We start from the raw sequence: 18,460 nt of genomic DNA, 5'->3' as shown, positions 1-18,460 counted from the left end.
CTAGCTGCGCAAGTGGCGGCCCGTGAGGTCAAGGAATACCTCTTCCAGATTGCGGTGGGCCGCATCTAAGTACCGCAGTAAGACTCCTTGGCGGGCGAGCTCAGCGCTGAGCGTGGCGATGGTCTCGGGAGTGCCGGCTTGGCTCAAGCGGTAATGCAGGGGACGGGATTTGGTGGCATTAATCCCCGCCGCAGCTAGGGCCTCCATATCTACGTCGATGTCGGTGCTGAAATTAAGCCCTGCCGATTCCGTCTGGGCGGTAAGTTCTGCGGGGGTGCCGTGAGCTACCAGCTGACCATGATCCATGATGGCCAAGCGGTCTGCCAGCGACTCCGCCTCATCCATCAGGTGGGTGGTTAGAACGATGGTTACGCCATCCCGCTGCAGGGCTCGGACTAGGTCCCAGACCGCCAACCGGGATTGTGCATCCATGCCTGCCGTAGGTTCATCCAGAAAAACCAACTCGGGTCGTCCGATGATAGCCAAGGCGAGGGACAGGCGTTGCTGTTGTCCTCCAGATAGCCTGCGATAAGGGGTGCGCGACACCCCCTCAAGCCCCAACGTTTCTAGTAGCCACTGCGGGGAGAGAGGCCGGGCGCTGTATCGGGCAGAAAGCTCCAGCATTTCTAGCACGCGGATGCCGGAATAGGAACCGCCGCCTTGGAGCATGATACCGACCTTTTCTCGCACCCTATCTGGTTCGGTACTTGGGTTTAGCCCTAGGACGTCGATGGTGCCGCTGGTGGGATGGAGAAAGCCCTCTGACATTTCAATCGTCGTGGACTTTCCGGCACCATTGGGGCCAAGGAGACAAAAGACCTCGCCCTGGGCAACGCTGAGGCTAAGGCCATTTACGGCAGTGGTGGAGCCAAACTTCTTCACCACGTTGTCCAAGGTTAGGGCTGGGCGGTCGGCTGAAATGGAATTCACGTGGCATTAGTTTAGGACACGGATTCCGCTGCGCCGCACTGCAACCCACCACAGGGTGGCGATAGCAGTGAAGGCACAGGCGGCTGACACGTAGACCACAATGATGGTGCTGGGGGGAAGGCCGAGACCGCGCGGCAGCACAAAGAAGCTCATCGCTGCGGAATAGGCTACGACGCTGAAGCGGAAAATGAGCCTATTAGCCCACGCGGCCAAAGGTAGTACGGCCCATAGGATGTACCACGGATGGACGACGGGGAAAAAGATAACCAGTACTAAAGAGGCGATGCCGAGTCCTCCCACGGGGTGGATGTGGCCGCGCAAGGTGGCAAAGAGCATGCGGGCCATGAAGGCTACCGCCACGAGAACACCAAAGGTGCGGGTGACTGTGAGAATGGCTTCGGTGTGGTCGCCAAGGCCTAGGAGCATTCCGATAAAACCGGTACCTACGCCTACGGCGGTGGACGTAGAAAGCCACGAGCGAATGGACGCCGCCCCGCCTTGCCCGGTAATCCACCCCAAGCTAATGCCGGTGCAGACGCTAATAAGAGCAACGGTTGCTACTAAAACGATTATTTGCAAAGCGATGGCGTAGGCCAGGGCCTTCCAGCGTGCCGTACCGTGTGCGTTGATGAGGCGGCGAGCGTAGGCCATGCCCACAAAGCCCAGCCCAATAAAGCCAGTAACCTTGACCATTCCGGCACAGGAAAGGCAAAAACCGGAAGCTACCAGGGCTAGGTAGGCACTGCGTCGGGAGGCATCCAGCTTGTCGACGCCGCGGAGACCCAGTTCCATGCCCACCAATAGCAAACCCAACATGATGGACTCATTATGGATTCCGCCCACTAGATGCAAGATGGTCAGCGGGTTGAGGATGCCGAGCCACAGTGCAGATTCTGGAGATACCCGGCAGCGCTGCGCGAGACAGCTTATGGCCCAACCAGCAACAATAATCCCGGCGATGGACAATAGGCGATGGGTGATAACGCCCAAGAGGATGGAGTTAGAAGTAACCGCGCTGACCACAGCTGCGAGGCCGAGTGCTACCGGGCCATAAGGGGAAGGGGAATTAGCCCAGATAAACGGCACGGAGCGGGCGAGCTTATTACCTGCCCCTAGCAATTGAACGGGCCCGGCAGAATATGGATCCATGCCCTGTGCCACGATGGAACCATTAGCCAAGTAGGAGTAGATATCTTGGGTGAATAGCGGGGCGGTAAAAATCAACGGGATGACCCACCCCGCCCAGGTTTGCCACAGTTGATGCGTGGTCACCAGACGGCGAGCACCCGCTGGGGCGGTGGCCTTGTCCTGAGGTTGGCGCAAGGGGGTTCCGACAAAGGGGGCGAGGAACACCCAAGCGGAGACCAATAGGCCTACTCCCACCATTACTATGGCGGAGGAAGTTTGCAGCATGCGGGACATCAAGGAGCCGAAGGGCACGTTGTCGTAGGGATTGCCCACCACGGGGAGTGCGCCGGCGCCTAGGGCGCCGAACGCAATGAGCAGGGAGCCTACCGTGCCTACCCAGCGCAGAATGAAAAATGTCCGCCACTGTGCTGTGGTGGTGCGCTTGAGGCCATCCGCATTGGCGGGGACAAAATCAAACCGAGAATCGGGTTCGGCGGCCCCCGTGTCTTCGGCGTGTAACCGTGCCGACCGGGAACCAGCGGTACCCAGCTGCGGCAGCTCTGCCTTCACGCCAGAAAATAAGCCGCGGATTTTGCCTGTCATGGCATATGACTTTACGCGAATCAATTGCTTAAACCCCAGCGGGCCCGCCCACATCGTGGGCAGCACGGTCGAGTCGGGCCGTTAGGGGAGTGTTGCCACCCCCGTGCCACGCCGAAGTTTGGCCAATGGTGGCATTCCGGAATGAATTAAGGAACACTAGTGTTGTCTAATATTGAAGGCGCTGTTGAACTGCGGCGAGCATCCCGGAGCTACGGGAGGACGTTGCGGGGCGGCAGTAAGTGTCTGAAGCGCGAAGGGAGGTCCCAGCATGAGCAGTCCGCAACGTAGTGTGGCTACGCCGAAGCCGGCGAAGGAATCCCGCACCACGGATGGTGATACCCGCCGTCAAGTTATGCTGTTGCTGTTGAAAGACGGGCCCGTTACCGCTTCCCACTTGGGTGAACGCCTTGGCCTTTCTGCTGCCGGAATTCGCCGGCACTTAGACAACTTGGTGGAAGAGGAACTGACGGAGGTCGTGCGCCGCCGACCCGCTACCCGCGGCTCTGCGGGCAGCGGTTCTGGTCGCGGGCGACCAGCCAAATACTTCCGCCTCACCGATCGTGGCCGCGCACAATTCGGTCACGCTTATGATGATCTGGCCTCAGAGGCCCTGACAGCTTTACGCGCGGTCGGCGGGTCTGAGGCCGTCAAACACTTTGCCAAAGTCCGCTTTGAGCGCCTCGTGGCAGATGTTCGGCCTCTGATAGAAGAGGGCGAGTCTGTTGAAGACGTGGCTCGCAAGCTGGCCGAGGTGCTGGATGAGCACGGGTATGCCGCCACGGTGGACCGCGCCGGCCAGGGAGTGCAGATCTGTCAGCACCATTGTCCGGTCTCCCACGTGGCGGCCGAGCATCCAGAGCTGTGTGAGGCGGAACAGGAAGTCTTTTCTGCTTTATTAGGCAAACACGTACAGCCTTTGGCTTCCATTGCTGGAGGTCACGGAATCTGTACCACTAACATCCCCTTGACACCCGTTAATACAAATACTGAAAGGAGCGAGTCATGACCCAGGCACAATCGGCACCCGATAACAAGATGACCGATGATGAAATCATTGATTCCATTGGTGCATATGAGTACGGCTGGCACGACTCGGACGCGGCTGGTGCTTCTGCTCGCCGCGGCTTAAACGAAGATGTAGTACGCGATATTTCCGCCAAGAAGGGCGAGCCAGAATGGATGCTTAACCAGCGCCTAAAGGCTCTCAATATCTTTGATAAAAAGCCCATCCCCACGTGGGGTGCGGACCTATCTGGCATCGACTTTGACCAGATCAAGTACTACGTGAAGTCCACCGAGGAGCAGGCCCAGACGTGGGAAGACCTCCCGGATGACATTAAGGCCACCTACGATAAGTTGGGCATTCCAGAGGCCGAAAAGCAGCGCCTCGTTGCAGGTGTGGCAGCCCAGTACGAGTCTGAGGTTGTCTACCACCAGATTCGTGAGGACCTAGAAAGCCAGGGCGTTATCTTCGTCGATACCGACACCGCGCTGCGTGATTACCCAGAGCTCTTCAAGGAGTATTTCGGTACCGTCATTCCCGCGGGCGATAATAAGTTCTCCGCGCTGAACTCCGCCGTGTGGTCGGGTGGCTCCTTCATTTACGTGCCAAAGGGAGTGCACGTGGATATTCCGCTGCAGGCTTATTTCCGCATCAACACGGAAAACATGGGTCAGTTTGAGCGCACCCTCATCATCGTTGACGAGGACGCCTATGTGCACTACGTCGAGGGCTGTACCGCACCTATCTATAAATCCGACTCTTTGCACTCTGCAGTAGTAGAGATCATCGTGAAGAAGGGCGGCCGTTGCCGCTACACCACCATTCAGAACTGGTCCAGCAACGTCTACAACTTGGTGACCAAGCGCACCAAGGTAGAAGAGGGTGGCACCATGGAATGGGTCGACGGCAATATTGGTTCCAAGGTCACGATGAAGTACCCGGCAGTGTGGATGACCGGACCATATGCAAAGGGCGAGGTCCTCTCCGTTGCCTTTGCTGGTGAGGACCAGTTCCAAGACACCGGTGCCAAGATGACCCACATGGCCCCGCACACCTCTTCCAATATCGTTTCCAAGTCGGTGGCTCGTGCCGGCGGTCGCGCCGCTTACCGCGGCTTGGTGCAGGTCAATCAGAACGCGCACCATTCCACGTCGAATGTCGAATGCGATGCACTGTTGGTCGACAATATCTCGCGTTCGGATACATACCCGTATAACGACATCCGCAATGACCACGTCACGCTGGGCCATGAGGCAACCGTTTCCCAGGTTTCTGAGGAGCAGCTGTTCTACTTGATGTCCCGCGGCATTGCGGAAGAAGAAGCAATGGCGATGATCGTGCGTGGCTTCGTTGAGCCGATTGCTAAGGAGTTGCCGATGGAGTACGCCCTCGAGCTCAACCGCCTCATCGAACTGCAAATGGAAGGATCGGTCGGCTAAAGAAAATGGTCGCTTCGAACGAATTCAATCCGGATAAGATCACCAAGGGTGATGTCTTTACCTCCACCAACGTGGAGGACTTCCCGGTGCCACACGGCCGTGACGAGGTCTGGCGCTTTGTTTCCCTGCGCAAGCTCCGTGGCCTGCATAATGGCGAGTTTGCTGAGGCTGTAGCCCAGGATGTCACCGTGAGCGAGCACCCGGGCGTAAGCTCCGAGACCGTCGCTCGTGATGATGAACGATTGGGCCGTGTAGGTACCCCGTCTGATCGTGTCGCGGCACAGGCATGGACCTCCATGCCAGAAGGCCAGGTTGTCACCATCGATGCAGAGGCTCAGGTCGAAGAACCCGTCGTCATTACCTATACCGGCAAGGGCGAGGGCGTAACGTCCTTTGGCGCCACCTCCATCGAGGTAGGCCACCACGCTGAAGCTACCGTCATTTTGAAGTATGTCGGCTCCGGCACCCACGCGGATAACGTCGAGTTCATCGTGGGCGATGGTGCTCACTTGACCGTTGTCGTTGACGTTGACTGGGAAGACGATGCGGTTCACCTGTCCAACCACGTTGCCCAGCTCGGCCGCGATTCCGTGCTACGCCATAACTCCGCCATCTTTGGCGGCGAAGTAGTACGCATCGTGCCGCGCGTGAACTTCACCGAGCAAGGTGGCGACGCAGAGCTATTGGGCGTGTACTTCGCGGACGAAGGCCAGTACTTTGAGAACCGCATGCTCGTGGATCACTCCGTTCCTAACTGCCGTTCCCATGTTCTTTATAAGGGCGCGCTGCAGGGTACTAAGCAAAATGAGGCCCGCACCTGCTGGGTGGGCGATGTTCTCATTCGCTCCAATGCACAGGGCACTGATACCTACGAGACCAATAACAACCTGATCCTGACCGAGGGCGCTCGCGCGGATGCAATCCCTAACCTGGAGATTGAGACTGGTGAAATTACCGGCGCCGGCCACGCAGCCACCGTTGGTCGCTTCGATGACATTGAGTTGTTCTACCTCATGTCTCGCGGCATTCCAGAGGCTGAAGCCCGCCGCCTCATCATCCGTGGCTTCTTCAATGAGGTCATCCACCGCATCCCGGTGCAGTCCCTGTCTGAGGAATTGGAAGACCGCATTTCCGAAGAACTGGAAAAGATCTCCGCCTAAAGCTTTCATAGAAGGAAACCACACACATTATGTCTACTCTGGAAATTAAGAACCTCCACGCTCAAGTGCTGCCGACGGAAGAAGGCGGCGAGCCGAAGGAAATTCTCAAGGGCGTCAACCTGACGATCAACTCTGGCGAGATCCACGCCATCATGGGCCCGAACGGCTCCGGCAAGTCCACCTTGTCCTACACCATCGCCGGCCACCCAAAGTATGAGGTTACCGAGGGCGAGGTGCTGCTCGACGGCGAAAACCTACTGGACATGCCCGTCGATGAGCGCGCTCGTGCCGGCCTTTTCCTGGCAATGCAGTACCCCACTGAGGTCCCGGGCGTAAAGGTCTCCCAGTTCATGCGTTCCGCCGTCACCTCCATCCGCGGTGAGGCACCGAAGCTGCGTGAATGGAATAAGGAGCTTACCCAGGCCCGCGAGAACCTGAAGATCGATAAGTCCTTCATCTCTCGCTCCGTTAACGAGGGATTTTCCGGTGGCGAGAAGAAGCGCCATGAGGTTATGCAGCTGGATATCCTCAAGCCAAAGTTCGCAGTGATGGATGAGACGGACTCCGGCTTGGACGTTGACGCCTTGCGCATCGTTTCTGAGGGCATCAACAGCTACCAGAAGGAAACCAATGGTGGCATTTTGATGATTACCCACTATAAGCGCATCCTGAACTACGTGAAGCCGGACTTTGTCCACGTCTTCGCTGATGGCCACGTCATCAAGACCGGTGGCGCCGAATTGGCCGATCAGCTCGAGTCTGACGGCTACGACCAGTTCCTCAAGTAAGGACCGGCCACCGGCCGGTCAACCGAGACTATCCTAAGAAGATTCATGTCTGGATTTGATGTAAACGCAATCAGGGAGCAGTTCCCGATTCTCCAGCGCACCGTCCGAGGCGATAAGCCTCTGGTGTATCTGGATTCAGGCGCTACCTCCCAGCGCCCGCTTTCGGTGTGGAAGGCGGAAGAGGAGTTTGTGTTGCATACGAACGCCCCTGTTCACCGCGGTTCCTACCAGTTGGCGGAAGAAGCCGATGATGCCTATGAGTCCGCACGGCAGGCTATCGCCGCGTTCGTAGGCGCGGACCGCGATGAAATCGCCTTTAGCAAAAACGCCACCGAGGCCCTGAACGAGGTTGCTTATGTGCTTAGCGACGAACGCGCGGGGGACCTCTACGTAGGCGAGGGCGATACCGTTGTGATCACCGAACTGGAGCATCACGCTAACTTGGTGCCGTGGCAGGAGCTTTGCGCTCGTACCGGCGCTACGTTGAAGTGGTACTCCACGACCGAAGACGGTCGCATCGATCTCGATTCGCTCGAACTCGATGAATCCGTCAAGGTCGTTGCGTTTACCCATCAGTCCAATGTGACCGGTGCTGTGGCGGATGTCGATGAGCTGGTACGCCGCGCCCGCGCGGTTGACGCCATGGTTGTACTCGACGCCTGCCAGTCGGTGCCGCACATGGCGGTAGATTTCCACGCCTTGGATGTGGACTTCGCGGCGTTTTCCGGTCACAAGATGTGTGGCCCCAGCGGCGTTGGTGTCCTCTACGGCAAGGAGGAGCTGCTCAAAAAGCTGCCGCCTTTCTTGACCGGTGGCTCCATGATTGAGATTGTCAAGATGGAACAGACAACCTTTGCCGAGCCGCCGACACGCTTTGAGGCAGGCACGCAGATGACCAGCCAGGTAGTAGGCCTCGGCGCCGCGGTGAAGTTTTTGGAAGAAGTGGGCATGGATAATATCCACGCGCACGAAAAGAAACTTACGGAGCGCGCACTGCGCCAGCTGAAGGAAATCCCGGGCCTGCGCATCATCGGCCCGGAAACCACTGAAAACCGCGGCGGTGCCATTTCTTTCACCGTGGACGGCGTTCACCCGCATGACTTGGGCCAGGTCCTCGATGACCACGGCGTGTCCATTCGCGTTGGCCACCACTGCGCGTGGCCATTGCACCGCGCCTGCGGGGCACAGTCCACCGCCCGAGCCAGCTTCTACCTCTATAACACCGAGGAAGAAGTAGATAAGCTGGTGGAAGCAATCAAGGCCGCCCGCGAATTCTTTGGAGTTGCCTCATGAACCTAGATTCCATGTACCAGGACGTCATCCTGGACCACTACAAGAACCCGCAGCACGCCGGACTGAGGGAGCCTTATCAGGCTGAGGTTCACCATGTGAACCCGTCCTGCGGAGATGAGCTGACCCTGCGCGTGCGTCTTTCCGATGACGGCAAGACCGTTGAGGACGTCTCCTATGACGCGGAAGGCTGTTCCATCTCGCAAGCTTCTACCTCGGTTATGGCTGAAGAAATCGTTGGGCTACCGCTCGCGCAAGCCAATGAGAAGCTGGCCGAGTTTGAAAAGATGATCACCTCTCGCGGCCAGGACGAGGGCGATGAAGACCTCATCGGTGATGGCGTAGCCTTCGCCGGAGTGTCCCAGTACCCAGCGCGCGTAAAGTGTGCGCTCCTCGGATGGAAGGCCTTCCAGGCTGCTTCCGCCGATGCACTAACAGAAGTGGAGAGCTAGATGACTGATCCCGTAGATCCTTATCAGAACGAGAATTCCTCTTTCTCCGGCAGCGGCGAGCGACCGGAGCAAACCGAAGAGCAGATTTCCAAAGCCTTTGACGTCACCGAATTTATGCGAGACGTCATTGACCCTGAGCTCGGGATCAACGTTGTTGACTTGGGCCTTGTCTATGATCTGTGGTTCGAAGAGGACAATGGCAAGGAGATCGTCATGATTAATATGACGTTGACCTCGCCGGCCTGCCCATTGACCGATGTCATTGCTGAGCAGGTGGAAGACATCGTCAAGGCCAATAAATTGGCCGATGCCGTCCGTATCAACTGGGTATGGATGCCACCATGGGGTCCGCAGATGATTACGGAAGAGGGCCGCGAGCAACTTCAGGCCCTCGGCTTCGCGGTTTAAATCGCGTCCTACGCACACGCCTCCAGCAGCGCATTTCCCGGTCTAGGGAGACAGTTGTTGGGGGCGTTAGCGCGTCTTAGCGTCGGCAGCGTCAATTGCTAGACTGTTTCTTCGTGATTGTAACCAATGATTTCGAAGTCAGGGTAGGAGCGCGCACGCTTCTCGAAGCCCCAGGGCAGCACTTGCGTGTGCAACCCGGTGACCGCATCGGGCTTATCGGCCGCAACGGCGCGGGCAAGACGACGACTATGCGCATTTTGGCAGGGGAGACCGAGCCCTATGGCGGCTCAGTTACTCGTTCGGGCCCCATTGGTTATTTGCCCCAGGATTCCCGCGAAGGAAATATTGAACAGACCGCGCGAGAGCGCGTTCTCTCCGCCCGCGGTTTGGATGATCTCAAGCGCCGCATGGCCAAGCAACAAGAGCTTATGGAATCGGCCACTGACGATAAGTTCCGGGATAAGGCCATCCGGAAATACTCCCGCTTGGAGGAGCAATTCGAGTCGCTTGGCGGCTATGAAGCCGACTCCGAGTGCGCGCAAATATGCGATAATTTGGGTCTGCCGCAGCGCGTCCTAGACCAGCAACTCAAAACTCTCTCGGGTGGTCAGCGCCGCCGCGTGGAGCTAGCGCAAATTCTCTTTGCCGCTACCGAGGGGTCCGGAAAATCCCAGACCACCCTGCTCCTCGATGAGCCGACGAACCACTTGGACGCGGATTCTATTACGTGGCTCCGCCAATTCCTGTCCAAACATGAGGGCGGGCTCATTATGATTTCTCACGACGTCGAGCTGCTTGAGGCCGTGTGTAATAAGGTGTGGTTCCTCGATGCGGTTCGCGGCGAGGCCGATGTATACAACATGGGGTATAAGAAATACCTCGATGCTCGTGCTACCGATGAAGCGCGCCGTCGCCGAGAGCGGGCCAATGCGGAAAAGAAGGCATCCGCCCTGCAAAAGCAGGCTGCTAAGTTGGGTGCTAAGGCAACGAAGGCCGCTGCGGCCAAGCAAATGCTCCACCGCGCTGAGCGCATGATGAGCCAGCTCGATGAGGTGCGGGTGGCCGATAAGGTGGCCAATATTAAGTTCCCCGAGCCGGCACCGTGCGGTAAGACACCCATGAATGCCAAGGGGCTGACCAAGATGTACGGCTCCCTAGAGGTCTTCGCCGGGGTGGATTTGGCCATCGATAAAGGGTCAAGAGTAGTGGTGCTGGGCTATAACGGCGCGGGTAAGACCACGCTGTTGAAATTGCTGGCCGGAGTGGAGCGCACCGACGGTGAAGGTGGCATCGTCAGCGGCCACGGCTTGCGGATCGGCTATTTTGCGCAGGAACACGACACCATCGATCCGGATAAGTCTGTATGGCAAAACACCATTGACGCCTGCCCAGACGCGGATCAGCAGGAACTGCGTAGTCTGCTTGGTGCCTTCATGTTCTCCGGCGAGAAGTTGGAACAACCCGCGGGCACTCTATCCGGCGGTGAGAAGACGCGCCTAGCCTTGGCCGCGCTGGTCTCTAGCCGCGCGAATGTGCTGCTGCTGGATGAGCCGACGAATAACCTGGATCCGATTTCGCGCGAGCAGGTGCTTGATGCGCTCAAGACCTACACCGGTGCTGTGGTGCTGGTAACACACGACCCGGGTGCGGTTAAGGCCTTGGACCCAGAACGCGTCATCATCATGCCCGATGGTGACGAAGATTTGTGGTCCGATGACTATATGGAAATTGTGGAGCTAGCGTAGGAGCATATGAAGACGCTGCTGGAGAGGATGCCCGCCTGGCGGGAGAAATTTTGGCTTATCCCGGCTGTGGCGGTGGCGATCGCCGCAGTGGGTGCGGAGCTGCTTATTGCGATTGGTAGCACTTTCGATGTGGCAGCCACGCCTTTTTATGATGGCAGCGCTGATAGCGCGCAGGGCATTTTGAGCGCCGTAGCTACCTCGTCGCTGTCCCTTGCTGGCACCCTTTTCTTCATCACGCTGACCGCACTTTCTGGTGTTGTCACAGTAATGGGGCCGCGCCTGCTGCATGAGTTTCTAAAAGATCGCTCTATACAATCGACCCTGGCGATCTATCTTGCAACCTTCATTTTTGCCCTTCTTTCTTTACGTGCGGTGCAAACGGGCGGTAATGGGAAAGAAGAATATGTTCCTTCCTTGAACGTAGCAGTAACGGTGCTGTTGGCCATCGCCTGCGTAATCTTCCTCATTTATTTCATCGTCCATATTGCCCAATCGATCAGTATGTCTCACGTAGTTCACGTGGTGGCCGAAGACGTAGAGGACCACATGCGCCGGCTCATCCGGCGGGGCGAAGAGGAAAAAGCGGCCAAGGCTCCTGGGCCAGAATTTTACGTGGATGCGGAAAAGCGGCGCAGCAGTGGAACTGGCTACCTCAAGTTCGTCGACTATGACGCCATTGCGCAGGCAGCGGCACGGGAGAATTGCGCGGTGCACCTCGGCGTGGCGCCGGGTGACTTGGTACTGGAAGGCGAGGTTATCGCACACGGTGTGCCGCGCCTTCCGGAAAATGTTGAGCGCCATATCGTGCTCACCCAGTACAGGGAGCATGCCTCAGCTCACGACCCTCGTTTTACCGCCCGGCACCTGGCGGAGATTGCTGCCCGCGCTTTGAGTACTGGTGTCAATGATCCGTACACGGTCATCGATATCATTGACCGCTTTACCCAGATCCTCACCGTCATCGGGGATAAGCGGCTTCCGCAGGGCATTGTGCACGTTAACGGCGAGTTTCGCCTCGATTACCAAACGTTCAGCTATGAGGAAATTGTGGAGGCGATGTTCACGCAGATTCGGCGGGACGCCGCCGATAACGCGGAGATTTACCTCAGCTTGCTGGATAACCTGGCCAAGGTAGTGGCCCTTTTGTACACTGCTGAGCGCCGGAGCGTGCTTGCCGACGCCGCCCGGGCCATCTACTCTGATGCCCGCCGCCAAGTTGGCGGCGAGGTGGAATTAAAACAGCTGGAATGTTCCTACCAGCATTTCCAGGACAACCTCGCCGAAAGGGCGGAGTCAGAGAAACCCGGCGAAGAGCACGCCGCGGACTAGGCCGCGGCGCGGTGGCCGCTCTCCTTAGTTGCGGAATCCATGCACTGGAGCGGGGATGAAGCCGCCGCGGTTAATGAACTGCGCATTACCCACGTGATTGATCGGGATCACCGGTGCGTAGCCCAGCAGGCCGCCGAAGCTCACCTCGTCGCCCACCTGGGCGCCAGGAACCGGGATCACGCGTACCGCCGTGGTCTTATGATTCATCACGCCGATGGCGGCCTCGTCAGCAATCATGCCCGAAATCGTCGCGGCCGAGGTATCGCCCGGCAGCGCAATCATGTCAAAGCCCACCGAGCAAATGGCGGTCATGGCCTCCAGCTTGTCCATGGAGATAGAGCCGGACTTAACCGCATCGATCATGCCTTTATCCTCGGAGACGGGGATAAAGGAACCAGACAAACCGCCGACGCGGGAGCAGGCCATCATGCCGCCCTTCTTTACGGCGTCGTTAAGCAGAGCCAAAGCAGCAGTTGTACCGTGCGTGCCCACCTGGTCTAGGCCCATGTGCTCAAGGATGTGGGCCACCGAATCTCCCAATTCGGCAGTAGGGGCAAGCGAAAGGTCGATGATGCCGAAGGGTACGCCAAGGCGCTCGGAAGCCATGGTGCCCACCAGTTGCCCGGCGCGTGTGATCTTGAAAGCGGCCTTCTTGACTTCTTCCGCTACCTGGTCGAGGCTCGCCCCTTCGAGCGATCCCAAGGCGCGGTCGACAACACCTGGGCCAGAAACGCCGACGGAGACTACGCAATCGGGTTCTTCGATGCCGTGGAACGCGCCGGCCATAAATGGGTTGTCGCCCACAGAATTAGCAAAGACCACCAGTTTGGCGCAGGCAATGGCGGAATTGTCCTTGGTCAGCTCGGCAGCTTCCTTGATAACCTCGCCCATCTTCCTTGCCGCATCCATGTTGATACCGGCGCGGGAACTGGCGATATTGACGGAGGAACACACGACGTCAGTCGTAGCCAGCGCTTCTGGAATGGAACTGATGAGCTTTTGTTCCGCGGTGGTAGCGCCCTTTTCGACCAGAGCGGAATAGCCGCCCACGAAGTTGACTCCTGCCTCTTTGGCTGCCTTGTCTAGTGCCTTTGCGGCGTCGACGGGGTTTCCTTCTACACCGGCTACCACCAAGGATATTGGGGTGACGGAGATGCGCTTATTTACGATGGGGATCCCCAGCTCGCCTTCGATGCCTTCGCATACCTCCACTAGGCGCCCGGCCTGCTGCGTGACGCGGTCATAGATGGCCTGGCAGGTAGCGTCCATGGTGGATCGGGTGCATCCAAGGAGGGAGATGCCCATGGTTACGGTGCGGATATCGAGACGATAGTTCTCAATCATCTCGATGGTGTCCACGATATTAGTGGTATTAAAACGCGTGCTCATTTAAATCTCATTCATGGCGGTGAAGAGGTCTTCGGACTGAATGCGGATGGACTGGTGTTTTTCTTCCGCCACGGGGCGCATATGCTCCTTGATGGTCTGGATGGAGACCTTATCCGCATCAAATTCGACGCGGAGGATCATGGTGAAGTAACCGCCCATGAGTGTTTGGGACACGTCAATGACGTTGATATCGAGTTGGGCAAGGGTAGTGGTCACCGCGGCGATAATGCCGGTGCTATCGGCTCCGGTGACGGTCATAATGGCATACATGGGAGCAATTCTATCTGCTCGCTGCAGCCACCGCCGCCATTTTGCCACCGGTACTGGCCGGGGTCGCTGCGGGCAAGAGGCGTCGTTGTTACGGTGGGGAGGTATGACTGATAAAAAGAAGATTCTGTACATCGGTGGACATGGCAAGGTCGGCCTGTTGGCCGCCCCAAAGCTGGTGGAGGCCGGACACGAGGTCCACTCCCTTATCCGCAACCCTGAGCAGAAGTCTGAGATTGAAAAGCTCGGCGCGACCCCGGTATTGGCCGATATTACCGAGCAGACCGTTGCGCAGTGGGCGGAGCTTTTCGCCGCTTATGACGCCGTAGTGTGGGGCGCTGGCAACGGCGGCCGCGGTGGGGCAGACCTTACGTGGGCCGTTGACCGCGATGGTGCCCTCGCCACCCTCGACGCTATGGAGACGCTGCAGCAGGAGGGAAAGAATCTGCCTGCCTACCTCATGATTTCCTATGTGGGTTCTCAAGAAGCCACCACGGATCCCGCCGACGAGAAGTGGTATGCCTACGTTGAGTCCAAGAAGGAAGTGGACAATCGCCTTGCTCAGGCAGAGTTTCCGCACCTTATCCTCAAGCCAGCAATGCTGACCGAGGAACCAGCACAGGGGCTGGAGCAGATCGAGGATAAGGCGCTACAGGAGTCCATGACTTCTTCGCGCGAGCTGGTCGCCGATGTCCTCGTCGAGGCCCTCGGCCGCGAAACCCTGCCGGAATCCCCGCTCGCCTTTGTAGATGGCGATAATCCAGTGAGCTCCATCAAGTAAGGCGTTAGACTGGCTGGCACTATGATTGCCACGCCTCCAGCTATTTTAATTGATTGTGACCCCGGCATAGATGATTGCCTCGCCCTGATGTATTTGGCGGGCCTTCATCATGCCGGGGATATTGAGCTGGTGGGAGTTACCACCACAGCCGGCAACGTCGAGGCCTATCAGACTGCGGCCAATGCCCGCTGGATTCTGGATTTGTGCTCGCTTGCCGATGTCCCCGTAGCCCCCGGCTTGCCGCACCCCTTAAAGGTGGGTCTCACGACAACCCCTGAGACCCATGGTCCGACGGGATTGGGCTATGCCACAGCACCTACTACCACGCTGCACCACAGCGATTGGCAGCGTCTATGGAAAGAAGCACTAGCCGCTCATCACGATCTGCAGTTGATTGTTACCGGGCCGGTCACCAATCTTGCAGCATTTGAAGAAGCCCATAGTGAAGCCGTCGCGCAGTTTGGCGCCATTACCATCATGGGTGGCGCGGTTAACTACCGGGGAAATACCACCCCGACCGCGGAATGGAACTTTTGGGTTGATCCGCACGCCGCCGCCCAGCACTTTCATTCATCTGCCCCGCGCGTTCCCACCACACTATGTTCGCTTGAGCTAACAGAGCAGTTTCTCATCACCCCACAGCGCCTAGAAGCGGTCATAGAATTGTTGCACGGACACCCTATGGCGCACATCCTGCCGGATGTGTTGCGCTACTATTTTGAATTCCACCAGGCGCAGGGGGAAGGCTATCAGGCCCAAATCCACGACCTTTTGACGTGCATGATCGCCTTGGGGCAGATCGACTTTGAGGTTGTAGAGACTACTGTTGATGTCGAAGCGGAATCGCCGCTATTGCGGGGGACGAGCGTTGCGGACTTGCGAAATCACTGGGGCCGGGCCCGCAACGCACGACTGGTTACGAGCGCAGATATGGAAGCCGCGCATCAAGAATGTCTGCGGGGGTTTACACTATTGGCTTCACGCTAGTGGCTTTTAAAGAGCAGAACCTCTACTATTATCCGCGGCGCACGTGCTGTGCGGGATCGCTTTCCGAGGTGACATAGGAAAGCAGCACTATCCGCGGTCGGCGTTTTCTATGCCTTTTTTCTGTATATGGATTTGGACTTTTATTGTGTCACAGCTTTCTCTCACCCCCGCCCGCAAGGCCATGGTCATCGCGGGTGCATTAGTCGTAGCCGCGACTTGGATCTACCTGGTGCTTTTGCGCCCCACGGACTGGCATTCTGTTGCTGGTTCGACTGAAGCGCTCGTTACCCTGAGCGGCTATCTTATCGGCGCCGCGCTCCTGCTTGCCGGCACCGTGCCGGCTTTACCAGCGCGAACCATCGCCATCATCCCGGTGGCGCTCGTCCTTAATATTGTCGTTGGTGAAATCATTGGTTCAATCGGCATACCTCTCTATATCGATTCCGTGGGAACTATCCTGGTAACCGCGCTTGCCGGTCCCATTGCTGGCTTGGCTACCGGCACGCTGTCTTCTGTCGTCTGGGGCTTGCTCAACCCCGCTGCTTTGCCTTTCGCTGCAGTGTCCGCCGCCACGGGATTCCTCTCCGGATTCGTCATCAAGAAGGGTGCATTTACCAAGGTATGGTGGGTTATTCTCAGTGGCGCCGTTATCGGCATTGTCTCCGGCATGCTCGCCGCCCCTGTCGCTGCCTTTGTTTATGGCGGTACCGCGGGTCTTGGTACGGGCGCGGTTGTCTCGCTCTTTCGCGAGCTGGGCAATTCCCTTATCGCCTCGGTTACCCTGCAGTCCTTCATCTCAGATCCCCTGGATAAAGCGCTGGTTTTCCTTATCGTCTGGGCAGCGGTAAAAGCTTTGCCGCAACGCACCCGTGAATCGCTGCAACCACGCTGATGAGCCGCCTCCATCCTGCCACCGTAGTCACCATTGCGGCCTGCGGCTGGCTTCTTACCTTGGCGCTGAACACCCCAGTGGCGTCGGCAAGCGTCATGCTCGTTGCCCTTGCCAGCGGCACTGTATCTACCCGCAACGCCTCCGTGATTTTGACTACGATTGCACTGAGCGTGCCCGCGGCCCTTTCCATGCTGGTCATTCACGCTCCCTACGGGGACACCCCAGTTGCGCCTTTGCTTACTGCCGACGGCCTGATGCTCGCCGGTAGCCTCAGCCTCCGCTTCTGTGCGCTCATGGCCTGCTTCATCGCAGCAATGGCGGCGCTGCGCATCGCGGATATCGCCAAATGGCTGCAAATCTCCTGCGCCGGACACAAGATGGCGTATGTGGTTGGTTCCTCCCTACAGACCTTGCCCCAAGGCGCGCATGCCTGGCGATGCGTCCGTGAAGCCAACCAATTAGCCGGAATCACCATAACCTGGCGCAATACCATCTCTCGCGTCATTATTCCTGTCATCGCTCGCCTCCTCATCCAAGGAACTCAACGCGGCCAAGCCCTGGCCGCCATCGGGTTCGACCAGGAAGGGAAACGCAGCTTATTGCGGCCCGTTGCCGATTCCAGGTTGTCCCGAGTCTTACGCTTCCTTATCCCGCTAGTGTGCCTTGCGGTGGTGATTGCTAGATGGATCTAGCCCACCTTCGCCCCACCCCTGGGACCATCGTTCAGGTTCTCGTCGATCCTGATAAAGCAGTGGAAGATGTTGCGGCGCAGCTAGCGGAATCTCTGTCCACCGCAGCAATCATCGGCACGGATGCTTCCGCACAAATTAGTTTCCTGCGCGAGTCCTGCATTGAAGAAGTAGTACTAGGCCTGGAAAACGCGGGTGTGCCTGCGGAGGAGATGCAAGTCCGCGGGGACCATATGCTTAGCGCAGTGGGCCTTTCGGCCTACTGTGAACATGACCCCGCGCAGCTGTCTGGCGGCCAAACTCGCAGATTAGCCGCAGCCTGTGTGGCCATCCGCGAGCCTGCGATCATGATCATTTGTGAACCCGCAGCTGGCCTCGATTCAGAGTCGCGCGCACAAGTGATTAACCTTCTGCAGGCAATGCCGCATACCTGCGTTATTGCCGTCTCGAGTACTACCTGGCCAGAGCTAGGCGGAGAAATCATAGGAACAGAACCACTCGTAGCACCCCTCAACCTGCCGCGGGTATATGCGCGCGGGCGGCAGGGGAGCATAGGCCCGCTAATTGCCCAGCGAGGACCAAAGAAGAAAAGGTGGTGGCAATTTTCCCAGCCCACCGGAACAACTTTTAGCGTCGGCCCCGTAGAAATCCCCACCGTGGAAGCCGGGGTGACATGGTTGCGCGGCAATAATGGTAGCGGTAAAACGTCGCTCTTGCGCGCCGCCGCCGGGCTTGATGGCGGGGGAGTTGTACGAAATCTTCCCGCCCTTGCTATGCAGTCGCCGTTTGACCAGGCGGCATTTTCCACAGTGGAGGAATTTGTACCCAATGAAGCTTTGCGCAACCTGCTGGGATTAAATCCTGCTGATCATCCCTTAGATTTGTCATCATCACGCCTGCGGCTTGCGCAAGTGGCCCACGTTATTGGGCAGCACCGCCAGAAGGTGCTGCTCGACGAGCCAGATACCTTGCTTTCCGCCGCGGACCGATGGCTTATGCACCAACTAATCCACTACGGATTACAGTCCGGCAGTGCCTTAGTGGTTACTTGCCATGATCCGCAGTTTGTGGCGGAAATATCGACCTACGCCCAAGTCACGGAAAAGAAATTACCGTCACCGCACCGCTGAGCACATGCGAAAAGCTCCCGGCTATTGCGCGTTTCAAGTAACAAGCAGCC

General features: G+C 57.9%; 18 protein-coding genes. 14 read left to right on the top strand and 4 right to left on the bottom strand.

Annotation, left to right across the window (positions count from 1 at the left end):
* A complete protein-coding gene (locus tag QP904_RS00600) occupies positions 1-930 on the bottom strand; it encodes an ABC transporter ATP-binding protein (protein ID WP_284835354.1) in 930 nt (309 codons plus the stop codon).
* Between the two features lie 6 nt (positions 931-936).
* On the bottom strand, positions 937-2,661 hold the full coding sequence (mptB, locus tag QP904_RS00595; RefSeq protein ID WP_284835353.1) for a polyprenol phosphomannose-dependent alpha 1,6 mannosyltransferase MptB: 1,725 nt from the start codon (positions 2,659-2,661) through the stop codon (positions 937-939).
* 268 nt (positions 2,662-2,929) lie between these two features.
* Here mptB and QP904_RS00590 point away from each other — a divergent pair, with 268 nt between their 5' ends.
* The 9 genes from QP904_RS00590 to QP904_RS00550 all read left to right on the top strand — a co-directional run bounded on the left by QP904_RS00590 (position 2,930) and on the right by QP904_RS00550 (position 12,275).
* Positions 2,930-3,667 carry a helix-turn-helix transcriptional regulator gene (locus QP904_RS00590; protein ID WP_023021510.1) on the top strand — a complete coding sequence of 246 codons (738 nt, stop codon included), beginning with the start codon at positions 2,930-2,932 and terminating at the stop codon, positions 3,665-3,667.
* Positions 3,664-5,103, top strand: a complete 1,440-nt coding sequence (sufB, locus tag QP904_RS00585; protein ID WP_023021511.1) for a Fe-S cluster assembly protein SufB — start codon at positions 3,664-3,666, stop codon at positions 5,101-5,103. Before QP904_RS00590 ends, sufB begins: the two co-directional genes overlap by 4 nt.
* A 5-nt stretch (positions 5,104-5,108) precedes the next feature.
* A complete protein-coding gene (gene sufD, locus QP904_RS00580) occupies positions 5,109-6,263 on the top strand; it encodes a Fe-S cluster assembly protein SufD (protein ID WP_023021512.1) in 1,155 nt (384 codons plus the stop codon).
* A 29-nt stretch (positions 6,264-6,292) separates the two neighbouring features.
* A complete protein-coding gene (gene sufC, locus QP904_RS00575) occupies positions 6,293-7,051 on the top strand; it encodes a Fe-S cluster assembly ATPase SufC (RefSeq protein ID WP_023021513.1) in 759 nt (252 codons plus the stop codon).
* Positions 7,052-7,096: 45 nt separating this feature from the next.
* The gene (locus tag QP904_RS00570) at positions 7,097-8,344 is read left to right on the top strand and encodes a cysteine desulfurase (RefSeq protein WP_248098359.1); all 1,248 of its coding nucleotides are present in this window, start codon (positions 7,097-7,099) and stop codon (positions 8,342-8,344) included.
* The gene (gene sufU / locus QP904_RS00565; protein ID WP_023021515.1) at positions 8,341-8,793 is read left to right on the top strand and encodes a Fe-S cluster assembly sulfur transfer protein SufU; all 453 of its coding nucleotides are present in this window, start codon (positions 8,341-8,343) and stop codon (positions 8,791-8,793) included. Before QP904_RS00570 ends, sufU begins: the two co-directional genes overlap by 4 nt.
* Positions 8,794-9,201, top strand: a complete 408-nt coding sequence (locus QP904_RS00560; RefSeq protein ID WP_023021516.1) for a metal-sulfur cluster assembly factor — start codon at positions 8,794-8,796, stop codon at positions 9,199-9,201. It begins immediately after the preceding gene.
* A 113-nt stretch (positions 9,202-9,314) separates the two neighbouring features.
* Complete coding sequence (locus QP904_RS00555) at positions 9,315-10,946, top strand: ABC-F family ATP-binding cassette domain-containing protein (protein ID WP_023021517.1); 1,632 nt, start codon at positions 9,315-9,317, stop codon at positions 10,944-10,946.
* Positions 10,947-10,952: 6 nt separating this feature from the next.
* Positions 10,953-12,275: a DUF2254 domain-containing protein gene (locus QP904_RS00550; RefSeq protein ID WP_284835352.1), complete on the top strand. Its 1,323-nt coding sequence runs from the start codon at positions 10,953-10,955 to the stop codon at positions 12,273-12,275.
* A 24-nt stretch (positions 12,276-12,299) separates the two neighbouring features.
* On the opposite strand, the gene QP904_RS00545 is transcribed toward QP904_RS00550, so the two are convergent.
* Together QP904_RS00545 and QP904_RS00540 are read right to left on the bottom strand one after the other, a co-directional pair.
* Positions 12,300-13,664, bottom strand: coding sequence for a PFL family protein (locus tag QP904_RS00545; RefSeq protein WP_284835351.1), 1,365 nt, complete (start codon positions 13,662-13,664; stop codon positions 12,300-12,302).
* Positions 13,665-13,934 (bottom strand): ACT domain-containing protein, encoded by a 270-nt coding sequence (locus QP904_RS00540; RefSeq protein WP_023021520.1) that lies wholly within the window; start codon positions 13,932-13,934, stop codon positions 13,665-13,667. It lies immediately after the preceding gene.
* Positions 13,935-14,037: 103 nt separating this feature from the next.
* On the opposite strand from QP904_RS00540, the gene QP904_RS00535 reads away from it, so the two are divergent.
* The 5 genes from QP904_RS00535 to QP904_RS00515 all read left to right on the top strand — a co-directional run bounded on the left by QP904_RS00535 (position 14,038) and on the right by QP904_RS00515 (position 18,410).
* Positions 14,038-14,712, top strand: a complete 675-nt coding sequence (locus QP904_RS00535) for an NAD(P)H-binding protein (RefSeq protein ID WP_049378166.1) — start codon at positions 14,038-14,040, stop codon at positions 14,710-14,712.
* A 21-nt stretch (positions 14,713-14,733) separates the two neighbouring features.
* Complete coding sequence (locus tag QP904_RS00530; protein ID WP_049378164.1) at positions 14,734-15,699, top strand: nucleoside hydrolase; 966 nt, start codon at positions 14,734-14,736, stop codon at positions 15,697-15,699.
* A gap of 145 nt (positions 15,700-15,844) precedes the next feature.
* The gene (locus tag QP904_RS00525) at positions 15,845-16,591 is read left to right on the top strand and encodes an ECF transporter S component (protein WP_396130023.1); all 747 of its coding nucleotides are present in this window, start codon (positions 15,845-15,847) and stop codon (positions 16,589-16,591) included.
* Positions 16,591-17,283, top strand: a complete 693-nt coding sequence (locus QP904_RS00520; RefSeq protein ID WP_284798523.1) for an energy-coupling factor transporter transmembrane component T family protein — start codon at positions 16,591-16,593, stop codon at positions 17,281-17,283. The genes QP904_RS00525 and QP904_RS00520 overlap by 1 nt, the downstream gene beginning before the upstream one ends.
* Positions 17,274-18,410 (top strand): hypothetical protein, encoded by a 1,137-nt coding sequence (locus QP904_RS00515; protein WP_023021525.1) that lies wholly within the window; start codon positions 17,274-17,276, stop codon positions 18,408-18,410. The genes QP904_RS00520 and QP904_RS00515 overlap by 10 nt, the downstream gene beginning before the upstream one ends.
* Positions 18,411-18,460: the final 50 nt, after the last annotated feature.

Source organism: Corynebacterium nasorum, from assembly GCF_030229765.1.
Taxonomy (GTDB): domain Bacteria; phylum Actinomycetota; class Actinomycetes; order Mycobacteriales; family Mycobacteriaceae; genus Corynebacterium; species Corynebacterium kefirresidentii.
The sequence above is the reverse complement of the archived record's forward strand: the minus strand, read 5'-3'. Positions and strand labels throughout refer to the sequence as shown.